General features: G+C 48.4%; 10 protein-coding genes. All 10 read right to left on the reverse strand.

The annotated features are described in order from the left end of the window. Positions 1 to 7 precede the first annotated feature (7 nt). The 10 genes from HFD99_RS14040 to hemB all read right to left on the reverse strand — a co-directional run bounded on the left by HFD99_RS14040 (position 8) and on the right by hemB (position 13046). Positions 8 to 616, reverse strand: a complete 609-nt coding sequence (locus HFD99_RS14040; protein ID WP_123797557.1) for a Maf family protein — start codon at positions 614 to 616, stop codon at positions 8 to 10. Positions 617 to 638: 22 nt separating this feature from the next. Further along, a complete protein-coding gene (locus tag HFD99_RS14045; RefSeq protein WP_013372674.1) occupies positions 639 to 881 on the reverse strand; it encodes a DUF4321 domain-containing protein in 243 nt (80 codons plus the stop codon). Between the two features lie 121 nt (positions 882 to 1002). Continuing rightward, the gene (locus tag HFD99_RS14050; RefSeq protein ID WP_017427419.1) at positions 1003 to 2280 is read right to left on the reverse strand and encodes an SPOR domain-containing protein; all 1278 of its coding nucleotides are present in this window, start codon (positions 2278 to 2280) and stop codon (positions 1003 to 1005) included. A 166-nt stretch (positions 2281 to 2446) separates the two neighbouring features. Beyond that, on the reverse strand, positions 2447 to 3826 hold the full coding sequence (gene murC, locus HFD99_RS14055) for a UDP-N-acetylmuramate--L-alanine ligase (protein ID WP_038978209.1): 1380 nt from the start codon (positions 3824 to 3826) through the stop codon (positions 2447 to 2449). Positions 3827 to 3832: 6 nt separating this feature from the next. Continuing rightward, on the reverse strand, positions 3833 to 5209 hold the full coding sequence (locus HFD99_RS14060; protein WP_123797558.1) for a bifunctional folylpolyglutamate synthase/dihydrofolate synthase: 1377 nt from the start codon (positions 5207 to 5209) through the stop codon (positions 3833 to 3835). Positions 5210 to 5245: 36 nt separating this feature from the next. After that, positions 5246 to 7912 (reverse strand): valine--tRNA ligase, encoded by a 2667-nt coding sequence (locus HFD99_RS14065; RefSeq protein ID WP_017427418.1) that lies wholly within the window; start codon positions 7910 to 7912, stop codon positions 5246 to 5248. Between the two features lie 434 nt (positions 7913 to 8346). Next, a complete protein-coding gene (locus tag HFD99_RS14070) occupies positions 8347 to 9678 on the reverse strand; it encodes a LysM peptidoglycan-binding domain-containing protein (protein ID WP_123797559.1) in 1332 nt (443 codons plus the stop codon). Positions 9679 to 9803: 125 nt separating this feature from the next. After that, the gene (locus tag HFD99_RS14075; protein WP_123797560.1) at positions 9804 to 10715 is read right to left on the reverse strand and encodes an RluA family pseudouridine synthase; all 912 of its coding nucleotides are present in this window, start codon (positions 10713 to 10715) and stop codon (positions 9804 to 9806) included. Next, on the reverse strand, positions 10712 to 12016 hold the full coding sequence (gene hemL, locus HFD99_RS14080) for a glutamate-1-semialdehyde 2,1-aminomutase (RefSeq protein WP_025365649.1): 1305 nt from the start codon (positions 12014 to 12016) through the stop codon (positions 10712 to 10714). The genes HFD99_RS14075 and hemL overlap by 4 nt, the downstream gene beginning before the upstream one ends. 31 nt (positions 12017 to 12047) lie before the next feature. Next, positions 12048 to 13046, reverse strand: a complete 999-nt coding sequence (gene hemB, locus HFD99_RS14085) for a porphobilinogen synthase (RefSeq protein WP_017427414.1) — start codon at positions 13044 to 13046, stop codon at positions 12048 to 12050. Positions 13047 to 13048: the final 2 nt, after the last annotated feature.

A 13048-nucleotide genomic window follows, 5' to 3' on the forward strand; every position in this document is an offset into this window, starting at 1 on the left:
TCCCCTTTTATGGACGCAGCACATCTACTCCAAAATCGGACAGCATGTCCGACAGCAAAGAAAGCGGCAATCCTACGACGTTAAAATAACAACCCTGAATAGATTCCACCAACGTAGCACCCATGCCTTGAATGCCATACGATCCTGCTTTGTCAGACGGTTCACCAGTATTTACGTATGCCACAATTTGTTCTTGGCTCAAAGGCTTCATTGTGACATCCGTTTGGCGATGTCTAACAAGCATCTTGCCGGTTCCGGTATGTATGCAGGCTACCCCGGTGTACACACGGTGTGTTCTTCCCTGCAATGCAGTCAACATGCGAACCGCGTCCGCATGGTCGACAGGCTTGCCCAATACCGAATCCTCCAGCACGACAATCGTATCACTGCCAATCACCAATCCAGCTTCCTGGGACTGTGCGGCAGTGCGCACGACCGCTTCGGCTTTGCGGGCCGCAAGGGTCTCCACGATTTGCTGAGGCGTCCAGCTCTCAGGCGTGCTTTCATCCGCATGACTCGGCACCACCTCAAAGGGGAGTCTCAAATATGCGAGTAATTCCTTCCTTCTTGGTGAAGTCGATGCCAGAATAATGCGGGGCGTAATTTTCCCGTCCATAAGGGAAGCTCCTTTTCATCAGTTAGAGCCTGCGGTACAGCCAGAATGCGGCGATGATGCCGATCAGACTAAGCAGGCTCAATTCAAAATTTATCGTTATGTTGTAGCTGATAATATCCAGATCCGCTCTCGGTGACCAGGATATCGTAGTGGGGTGGGTCAGAAAGGAAAGGACTTTGACCGATTGAAGGGCCTTAGCAATCCAGGCACCCAAAAGCCAACCGAGCAATAAAAACAGTATAAGCATTCCTACATTTTTTTTCATCCTGATCTTCCCTCGCCATTTTTTGACACCTTCATTATTATACGGTGATTTGTACTGCAATACAAACAGAAATCCGGCATGGGGAACTATTTCCAGTTCCTTGCCGGAAAGTATGGTTAGTCTACTGTTTTATGAATTGAATAAATTCCTTCTCACGCAAAACATATTCCATCATGGAGGACTGAATCTCCCAAATGTGTTCCTTGGCTGTATTCTTGTTATATTCTCCAAGTGCAGAGACTGCGCTGTTCATCGCCTTTTCAAGCGAGGTTGCGGTGGCAGCCGCTTCCTTCGGAAGACCAGTGGGAAGTGCAGCGACATTTTGTGTCCACTGCTGATGCAGGTCGTTCAGCTCGCTCATGTCGGAGGCTGACACCGCATTTGAGCCTTCTTCTCTGAGCAAATTTGAAGAAAGTCCGCTCAGCTTCCCCACTAATGAGTTGCTTAACTGAAAAAAGGTAGTGAGTTTATCACCATTACCTCCGTAAGCCGCTTTTTCGAATCCGGGTAATTCGAGCTCGCGGACATACAATTCCACTCCTTGTGTCTTCAATTGATTACTGAGCAACTTGGCTTGCTCCCTATCCGACGATATTCCTGCATATACCCGGTTTTGATCCTCGCTATCCCCCCCTGCTGCAATGCCTGCCTTCAACAGTTCTTCCTTTGCCTGTAAAGCCCGCTCTGGAGTGCTGAAAACCCCATATTGCAGCAAATAATAGGTTTGTGGAGGCACTTGAGTTGCTACGACGGCGACAGGGGCAGCATTCTCTTTTGCATACGTGTTATCGACATCAACAGATTCTTTAAAAACAGGCACAGCCTCATCAGCAGAAGGATCAGATCCCGGGACCATACCGCCTCCGTTAAACAGTAACAACAAAATATATCCGAACATGCCTCCAGTCACCAACGCGCTGGCTACAGAACCGATTAATCTCCATCTGGAAGGGTGAGGTGGACGCTTTCTATACTCTTGACCGGAATAATAGGTTTCCTCAACCTCAACATCGTCCTCTTCCGGACTTTCCGGTAGAATGTCCGCATCTGACCAGGAAGCTGCCGAACGACCAAAAGGGTCATCCCATCCCTCTTGTACCCTCAATGTTGGAGTAAAGCGCCGAGTTGCAGTGCGTTTGTTCGTCTCCACAGGCTTACCAAGCTCTGAATGTTGTGTAGTTCGAGTATGTTTCTCCATACTGCTAGTCCGTTCCATCCCTTTATGCTGGTTATCCGTTTGATAAAGCTCATCATCGTGATATAACTCCGTATCTCTGATCGTGTCACGCTGTCCGTTCGTAAATGACTCATTTTGGTTCGGAAGCACCTGTAGCTTATCCTCCCGGCTTGTTTCCGGCAACTGTTGATCGAACCGGAATGTCATCTTGGCCTTGTTCATGGATGCACTCCCTCCTTGTCCCATACTTCCTCATAGTCTGTTGTATGAGTCAAGCTGAGAGAATATGCCTCGGCTTTACAAAAAAAGGGTATCCCGAAACACCTTCGTGTTCGGAATACCCTTCAAAGCTATAATACATTGGCGTAACAGCCCATGTTCATACGTATTACACTTGTTGCCCGCGAAGATGGCGTGCTAACGCGTCGCCAGCTTTCCAGATATCTCCTGCTCCCATTGTCAGCACAAGATCGCCTGGTTGTAACCGATCTTTCAGCTCTTCGATCACAGCTTCTTTGGTTGGTAAATAGATTGCATTCGCATTGCTGTTTTGGACGATTAAATCCACCAGTTTGGAAGAATGCACACCTTCAATCTGTTTTTCTCCTGCTGGTGAATAAATATCGGTAATGATCACTTCACCAGCCTCGCTAAACGCACGGCTGAACGCATCCAGCAGGAAAAAGGTACGACTGTAGCGTTGTGGCTGGAACACGGCAATAATACGCTTGCCAGTTGCTCTCGCTGCACTGATCGTAGCCTCAATCTCTGTTGGGTGATGCGCATAATCATCAATAATCAAAATGTCATTGCCTTCACCTAGCACTTGAAAACGACGTTTCGCTCCATGAAATTCCACAATAGTTGCAGCAATTTGATCAAATGGAATCCCTGCTTCCAGACATGAAATCACGGTAGCCATCGCATTATACATGTTATGTTTACCAGGTACAGACAATTCAATCGTTCCGAGTGCTGTTCCCTTACGGCTCATCGTAAAGCTTAATCGGCGGTCACCCAGTTGGATATCTGTCGCCATGTAATCCGCTTCATGCTCTACCCCATAAGTAATGACCCGAGTTTGGAGCTGAGGCAGCATCTCTCGGATGTTCTGATCATCTGCGCATACAATAGCTGCTCCATCCGGCCGAATTTGGCTCAAGAATTGCACGTAAGCACTTTTTAGGCGATTGAAGTCCCCATCGTAATTTTCCAAATGATCTGCTTCAATATTGGTTACGATCCCCTGCCAAGGATGATATTGTAGGAAAGAACCATCGCTTTCATCCGCCTCGGCAACGACAAACTCGCTTTTCCCCGCTTTGGCGTTCGTCCCCAAATTCGTGATTTCGCCGCCGATAATATACGTTGGGTCAACGTTACATCTCTCCATAACCAGAGCGATCATAGAAGAGGTTGTCGTTTTCCCGTGCGCACCCGCAACCGCTATACCCTTACGTTCGTTAAGCAAGCGAGCCAGCATCTGCGAACGGTGCAGTGTTGGAATATTCAATTCTTCTGCTGCCACCCGCTCTACATTGTCACGTGACAATGCTGTTGAATAGACGACGATATCTGCGCCCGCAATATGTTCAGGCGTGTGTCCAATATATATTTTTGCGCCTTTTGCCGCCAGTTTTTCTGTCAGCTCCTGTGATGCCACATCTGAGCCAGTCACGGTATATCCCATCTCCAGCATGACCCGAGCAATCGCGCTCATCCCGTAGCCGCCGATACCGATAAAATGAACATGTTCCGAAGTAATCAACAAATTTCACCAACCTTTTTCCGAATCGGTTTGATACATAAGGGTAGCCCGTACATCCGCAATAAGATACAGCGTGCCGGACACCACCCCCAGATCTTCCGCTTCCGTATGTGACTGAAGCAGGTTTAAAGCCTTTTTCCAGTCACCTTCTACAATAATTTTTAAATCCGTTTTGGCATAAGACGGCCGCAGCTTCTCCACGAGATGAGCCAAATCAGCGGCATTCATTTTGCGGCGAAAATCGGGCTCGGTCAGGATAAGCGTATCCACTAGTGGCAGTATATGCTGCAAGTATGCCTCATGATGCTTGTTTGATAGCATCCCCATCATTAAAACCAATTTTTTGTACGAATACACTTGTGGGAGACTCTTGGCCAGCGTTTGTGCCCCTTCTGGATTATGAGCCCCATCAAGGACAATTCTCGGCGAGGTACTGACTTGTTCGAGACGCCCTGCCCAGGCAGCTTGCCTAAATCCCTCCAGCAGATCCTCATCATCCAACACAAAAGCCATATACTGACGTAGGACTTCAAGTGCCATCAGAGCTCCTGCCGCATTAGAACATTGATGCTCACCTAACAACGTGATGTCGATTTCCATATGTCGGAAGGGTCCGGCGAATGAAAAGGTCTGACCTGTTTCATTCCCGTTTAACCGTTCATACGTAAATTGTTCTCCTGCCAGGTACAAGGTAGCTCCTTGCTTGGTCGCCGTTTCACGTATGACCTGAATAGCCTCGGGCTGGGAAACACAACTGACGACAGGTACACCCGGCTTGATGATCCCAGCCTTTTCTCTTGCAATCTGTTCCAGTGTATCTCCCAAAATGTCCGTATGGTCATAGCCGACATTCGTAATGACCGAAACGATAGGACTCACGATATTAGTTACATCCATCCTTCCCCCGAGGCCTGTCTCCCATACCACAACATCTGGAAAAGCTACCGTAGCATAGTACAAAATAGCCAACGCTGTGGACACCTCAAACATCGTAGGTGATCCCAACTCACTATCTGCGATTTCTTTCACCAACGGATACAAGCGATTGGCCAGTGAAACCAGCGTTTCATCTGGAATATCGGTCCCGTTGAATTGAAAACGGTTCGTAAATCGGGTGATGTACGGAGAAGTAAAGGTCCCAACATCGTATCCACATTTCAGAAGCACAGAGGTTAGAAAGGCACAAGTCGAGCCCTTACCGTTGGTTCCTGCAATATGAATAAATTTCAGATGTCGTTGCGGATCACCCAGCCTACTCATCAGCTGTTCGATTCGCTCCAGTCCGGGTCTAATGCCAAACGGAATCAACCCATTAATCCATTCCACTGCTTCATCATAACTTTGTAAAGGGGCTATGTCGCCGCCCCTGATCGTATCTGACATCCTCTTCACCTTCAGGTCATTTTATTGTGAGTGAAATTATCCCTTGAGTTCTTCAATACGTGCGATAACTTTAGCGCGCTTATCTGAGTAATCGGCTTGCTTGGCCTTCTCTTCCTCGATGACTTTGGCTGGTGCCTTCGCCACAAAGCCTTGGTTGGAGAGTTTTTTCTCCACGCGCTCCACTTCACTGTTCAAATGCTGAAGTTCTTTTTCAAGTCTGCTAATTTCCTGGGCAATATCTAGCAGTCCGGCTAACGGCAGGTATAGCTCTGCGCCGCTAACAATAGATGTCATGGCTTTATCTGGAGCGGTGAACTCTAAGCCTGCGTCGAATTCAGACGTGTTACAGAATCGACGTACATACTCCCCATTGCGGTTAATGATATCAAGAACGGCTTGATCGCCGGGTTTTATGAGCAATTCAATTTTTTTACTCATCGGCACGTTGACTTCAGCGCGGATATTGCGCACAGCACGAATCACGTCGATCAGCAAATTCATTTCAGCGACCGCGTCCTTATCCTCGAAAGCAGGATCGTAAGCAGGCCAAGCGGCCAGTGTGATCGTTTCTCCCTCATGCGGAAGATGCTGCCATATTTCCTCGGAGATAAACGGCATGAACGGATGAATCATGCGCAGTGTCCGATCCAAAACGTATGCAAGTACCGATTGTGTTTTCTTTTTCGCCTCTGCATTATCGCCATATAGGGAAAGCTTCGCAAACTCAATGTACCAGTCGCACAAATCATCCCAAATAAAGTTATACAGAAGGCGGCCTGTCTCGCCAAATTCATAAGCATCTATTAGACGCGTGATGTCGCGTGAAGTTTCGTTTAGACGGTGCAGAATCCAACGGTCAACGGTGCTCAAGTCACCAGTAATGTCTATATCTGCCGCAGTGACGCCTTCCAGATTCATCAGCGCAAAGCGTGATGCATTCCAGATTTTATTGGCAAAGTTACGCGCCTGCTCCACACGTTCCCAGCGGAAACGAAGATCTTGTCCAGGTGTGCTGCTGGTGGAGATCATATAACGCATTGCATCGGTACCATATTGGTCGATCACGTCGAGCGGATCAACACCATTGCCCAGGGATTTGGACATTTTTCTTCCGTCCGCGTCACGAACCAAACCGTGCATAAGTACATCCTTGAACGGAATCTCTTCCGTGAACTCCAGCGCGGTAAAGATCATACGCGATACCCAGAAATAAATAATGTCATAGCCTGTCACCAGAACATTCGTCGGATAATAGCGTTTGAGATCCTCTGTCTGCTCAGGCCAACCTAGGGTCGAAAACGGCCACAAAGCAGAGCTGAACCAAGTATCGAGTACATCCTCATCCTGTTTGAGCTTTCTACCGGCATATTCAGGCAAAGTGGTAGGGTCCTCCGCCGATACAATAACTTCTCCGGTCTCCTCATCATACCAAGCCGGAATACGGTGTCCCCACCATAATTGACGGGAAATACACCAATCTCGCACATTTTCAATCCAATGCAGATAAGTACGCTCAAAGCGATCCGGTACAAAGTTTACACCGTTGCCAGCCTTCTGTGCTTCAATCGCCTTAGCTGCCAGAGGCTTCATTTCCACGAACCATTGCGTCGACAGATAAGGTTCTACAACTACGCCAGAACGCTCACTATGACCTACTTGGTGTACATGCTCTTCAATACGAATCAGTACACCCTGCTCTTTCAAATCAGCGACGATTTGCTTACGGCAATCGCTGCGATCCAGTCCCTGATATTTGCCTGCTTCAGCATTCATCGTTCCCGTCTCGTCCATCACCGTAATTTGAGGCAACTGGTGACGTTGACCCATTTCAAAGTCATTCGGATCGTGAGCCGGTGTGATTTTAACCGCGCCGCTACCGAAATCTTTATCTACATAGTCATCCGCAATGACCGGAATTTCACGCCCGATGATTGGAAGCACAAGCGTTTTGCCGATCATTTGCTTATAGCGTTCATCTTCTGGATGTACAGCTACAGCCGTATCGCCCAGCATCGTTTCAGGGCGTGTAGTGGCTACAGTAATAAATCCGCTACCGTCTTTCAGAGGGTATTGCAGGTGATACAGATTTCCGTTCACCTCTTTGTATTCCACCTCAATATCCGACAATGCGGTACGTGCAGCGGGGTCCCAGTTAATGATGCGTTTACCGCGATAAATCAGACCCTTTTTGTACAGTTTAACGAATACTTCGCGTACCGCTTTGGACAGTCCCTCATCCAATGTAAAACGTTCACGAGAATAATCGAGAGAAAAACCCATTTTCTCCCATTGATTGTGGATATTGTCCAAATAAAGATCTTTCCACTCCCACACTTTCTCCAAAAACTTCTCACGGCCCAAATCATAGCGAGTCAAACCTTCTTCACGTAGCTTCTGCTCTACTTTTGTTTGAGTAGCAATACCTGCATGGTCTGCCCCTGGCAGCCACAAGGCATCATAACCCTGCATCCGCTTGGCGCGGATAATAATATCCTGCAAAGTAAAGTCAAGAGCATGTCCAATATGCAACATACCCGTAACATTCGGTGGTGGAATAACGATAGTAAAAGGCTCTGCCTCTGGATGTTGCCCGGCACGGAAATAGCCCTTCTCCATCCACGTTTTGTACCATTTTTGTTCTGCTGATTTGGGATCGTACGTTGTTGGCATTTCCAAGGTTGTCTTGTTGTCTTGTTCTGACATATCAGGATACCTCCATGATTTTCAATTGGCAAATAAAAAAAGCCCTTCATCCTCAAAGGACGAAAGGCTGTTCTCTCGCGGTACCACCTTTGTTTCACCCCTAGTGCATGTATCCACTGATCCATTACACATGGTGTGACACTTTATGCAGATAACGGTTGCGGACCGGCCTTATTCTACCGTGAACCTCTTACCTTCCGAAGGAATGAAATGAGGAACCGTTCAAACAGGCGACTCCCGGGTGACTTCGGCCAGTAGCTTCCTGCGGAACCTCACAGCGCTGCAATTCCACTCTCTGAAGGGCTTGCTGCCTACTCTTCCCGATCTCAGTCTTTCAATAACTATACCACATCATACATTTCCCATTGACTATAGTCAACACCCATTTCTCATTGACGATAGTCAGCACTTGGTCGCATGTTTCAGCAACCGAATCAAGGGATGTACAATACCTGCCCTTCTTCTACATGATGCTCTGCCAATCTATTATACAATTGAAGCTCCCGTGTGCTGAGCTGATAACGGTCTGCTATCGTTTCCAGTGTATCCTCGCGCTGTACAATGCATAACCGCACCTTGCGGAAAGGCGTTTCATCCTGTGTATGGAAAAAAAGATTTTTCCACTTGGCATCCTCACGCTCTTCCTCGGCTTTCTGATCCTGACCTTGCGGTTCATGTTCCAACTGCTGCTGGTGTTCGGCTTCCTTCACCGAACGGCTGGATTGAAGCAATGATGAGTAGACAACCGGGTCCGGCTCGTCTGCTCCTTCATTCTTTTTACTGTTAAGCGCCACGCGCATCTCTGGCTTTTCCTCAGTAAAGGTATCCTGAACTTCATGGTTTACCTGTTCTGACGCTTCAGGCCTGAAGTCAAAGTCATTCGCCTGACTTGCTTCCAACTGCGGCTCCAGATAAATCTCCGACTCTGTGGCAGAATGTGGCTCTGACAGCAAAGGGTCGTATGCTACATTAGGAGATGCAGAGGATACTTTGGGCTCGTTCCCTTCCGTCTCTGCTTCCTCTTGCTGAAATGCCCACACTTCCGACGCCTCCTGCTCATGCTTAACTTCGGAAGAGCTGTCTTCAACTACTTTTCCCGTCCACGGCTCATAATATCGGTTCGGATCTACTATCGGATCATAAGCTTGATGCTCCAATGATGGCTTCTGTTCCCCTTGATCCTCTGACGACTGTTCCCAGTAAGCTGACTCTTGTTGTGCGGGTACTTTGTATGAAGTTTCCGGGTCTGAAATGTTGTTGTATACCGAGTCTTGGGTAGAATAAGCCTCTTCGTGACGATGCTCTCCAGCGCCGTAAAGAGATGGAGCCGGATGTTCAGGTGCATGCACCACAGTAAATTCCTCATCCAGCCAAACCGCAGTCTCCTCTGCATGCGAGCTTTCCACCCCATGCAAAGAAAGCACCCCTGTAATGTTTAGACTACGTAAAGAGAGCAGGTCCACATCAAAATTTTCAATCTCCACGGAGATATCTTCCAATCTTCCTACCCGGTTAAGCGGAATGGTAATTTCCACAGGGATCAAATGATGAAGCTCGCTCGTGATCTGTTCAGGTGTGCGGTACACGCCCTCCAGCAGCAAATGCCCTCGCAAAGCGGCATGGTCGCCGTGGGTTACAACCTGAATGCGTGGCAGAAGCTCAATTTCCTCCAACTCGGCAATCCCGGCAGCTTCCTCCGTCAAATGAATGCGTTCATAAATATCAAAACGCAAGCCTTGCGGCTGATCATTCTGTTGTTTATTCAAGGATGGCATCCTCCTTTGGGCAGCCTCCGCACATCCTATGACTCGTGTCAGGCGCACGGAAACTCCATATTGCAAACCGTTTCTAGGTTCAAGTATATGCGCCAAAATAGAAGGCATGCCATCTTTTATAGCTGTTTGTGCAGCTTTTGAAAATCATCCGGCCAAGCATCCTCGACGATAATCGTTTCGCCGCTCAGCGGATGACAGAAGGTGAGGCGCTCTCCGTGAAGGGCCTGTCTGCCAAAATCAGCAGCACGACCGCCGTATAATACGTCCCCAAGCAAAGGATAGCCAGCATGACTAAGATGTACGCGTATCTGGTGCGTCCGACCTGTCTCCAGCGTCAGATACACGAGACTGACCGCATTCGGACCACTCCCCCATACTTCTCCAACTTCCACATGGGTAACCGCCTTCTGTCCAGTTGGGGATACACGGCGGCGCTGTTTATGATGCCTATCCTTGCCAATCGGCCAATCCAACGTCCGCAGCGATGGAGGTACTTTCCCTCGTACCAAAGCTACATAACGACGACCGATGTCTTTAGCTCGCATTTGTTTGTCCAGCTTGAGCAACGCAAATTCATTTTTGGCATAAAGCACCGGGCCTGTCGTGTCCACATCCAGACGATGTACATGCCGTACTGCTGTATGAATGTCGTTGATTTCATAATAGGATGCGACAGCATGATCCAATGTTAGCGGACCATCCTTTACACCACCGTCTGGATGGACCGCCATCCCCGCTGGTTTGTGTACAACCAAGCAAAAATCATCCTCGTATAGTATCTTCAAATCATACCAACGTGGGATGACGCCGAGGTCCACTACAGGAAAAAGGGCCAGCCGCAGCCGGTCCCCTGTAAGTTCAATCCCTTTTTCATGCCGTAGCCTGCGCCACAGCTTGTCCGGTAATCCCAGACGGTTCAGCAACCAGCGGTCCACAGCTTCAGCGCGATTTTCATCAGTTGCAATTTCTCGCCCTGGTGTGACTTCCAGCCACGGTCCTCTTCTTTTCCAGCTGCCTTTCCAACTCATAGACGTTTGAGCGCGCGGTAGTTCGCTTCAATGGTCGCATCAATATCCTCAACTGTATGCACACCTGATACGAACATGCCCTCAAATTGAGATGGAGCTACACTAACGCCCTCATTGACCATTTCAGTAAAGTAACGGCGGAAGTGGTCCTGATTACTCGTTTTAGCAGTGTCAAAATTGACAACCTTCTCGTCTGTGAAGAACGGACACACCATAGAACCGACACGGTTAATCGTGACAGGAATCCCCAGCTCTCGCGCGTTACGTTCGAATCCGGCTTGAAGCCGTGCTGCCCGCTCTTCCAGACGATCATATACTTCCGGTGTCAGCAATTTTAGCGTCGAATAACCTGCTGCCATAGCCAGCGGATTTCCGCTCAGCGTACCCGCTTGATAGATCGGGCCAGATGGTGCAATTTGCTCTAGAATGTCGCGACGGCCGCCATATGCACCTACAGGTAGGCCACCACCAATCACTTTGCCCAGACACGTAAGATCAGGCGTCACACCAAAGCGCCCTTGAGCAGAATGAAGTCCTACCCGGAATCCAGTCATCACTTCATCAAAAATCAGCAGACTTCCGTACTGTCGGGTTACCTCACGCAAACCTTCCAAAAATCCAGGCTGTGGCGGTACAACACCCATATTGCCGGCTACTGGCTCGACAATAATCGCAGCAATCTCTTCGCCAAATTTCTCAAAAGCCAGCTTCACCGACGCCAAATCATTATAAGGGACAGTGATTGTATGTGTGGCCACGACTTCAGGTACACCCGGACTATCAGGTAGACCTAGGGTCGCAACACCAGAGCCCGCTTTAATCAGCAAGCTGTCTGCATGACCGTGATAAGAACCTTCAAATTTAAGAATTTTACTGCGTTTCGTAAATCCACGCGCGAGTCGGATCGCACTCATTGTTGCCTCGGTTCCCGAGTTGACCATTCGAACAATGTCCATGGAAGGAACACGCTCACATACGAGCTTGGCCATTTCCGTTTCCGCAAGCGTTGGGGCTCCGAAGCTGGTTCCTTTTACAACAGCAGCCTGTAAGGCTTTAACCACTTCAGGGTGCGCATGACCCATAATAAGCGGTCCCCACGAACATACATAGTCTATATAGGATTGACCGTCGATATCATATACACGTGATCCTTCCCCACGATCAATATATACCGGTGTTATACCCACGGATTTAAAAGCTCGAACCGGACTGTTTACGCCACCCGGAATATATTGTTTTGCCTCATCAAAGGCTGCTTTGGAACGCGTATCCTTGCGTACCGTTCGTTGTTCGTCGATCATTCTAATCACTCCTGTCTTCTGAAAAATACACTTATTGCTTCAACCATCTTGCCGCATCCTTGGCAGAATAGGTAATAATCATATCTGCACCGGCACGCTTCATGCTTGTCAGAATCTCCAGCACCATCGCCTTTTCATCAATCCAGCCTTGGAGGGCTGCCGCTTTGACCATTGCATATTCACCACTGACATTGTAAGCCACCATAGGCAAATCAAATTGGTCCTTAATGGTGCGCATTACATCCAGATAAGAAAGAGAAGGCTTCACCATCAGCATGTCTGCACCCTCCATCACGTCAGACTCCGCTTCCCGCAACGCCTCACGTGCATTGGCAGGGTCCATCTGATAGGATTTGCGATCACCAAACTGCGGCGCAGAATCAGCGGCTTCCCGGAAAGGACCATAAAAAGCAGACGCATATTTGACGGAATACGACATAATTGGAATATGCGAAAAACCTTCCAGATCGAGTCCCTGCCGAATCGCCTGTACAAAACCGTCCATCATATTAGAAGGAGCGATAATATCTGCACCGGCTCTGGCCTGAGAAACGGCTGTACGTACCAGCACCTCCAGAGATTCATCATTCAATACTTCACCGCACACTTCACCATCATGCTCATGCATGTGTACCATACCGCAGTGTCCATGGTCCGTAAACTCACACAAACAAGTATCTGCCACGACCAGCAGTTCGGGATAACGCGATTTGATCAAACGAGTAGCTTCCTGAACAATACCGTTGTCCACAAAAGCTGAAGTCCCTACACTGTCTTTGGTTTCTGGTATGCCAAACAGGAGCACAGCAGGAATGCCAAGCTCACTAATTTCTTTCAGTTCTTCCTCCAGCCGATCCAGAGAAAAACGGTATACACCTGGCATGGAGCTAATCTCCTGTTTCACTCCAGTACCAAATGTTACGTAGATCGGTTGGATGAAATCAGACGGATTCAAAACCGTTTCACGCACCATGCTGCGGATGGCAGCTGACTGACGCAAACGACGATGTCTGGTAAAAGGGACACTCATAA

Origin of the sequence: Paenibacillus sp. EKM301P, from assembly GCF_011800295.1 — a bacterium.
GTDB classification, from domain to species: Bacteria; Bacillota; Bacilli; order Paenibacillales; family Paenibacillaceae; genus Paenibacillus; species Paenibacillus polymyxa.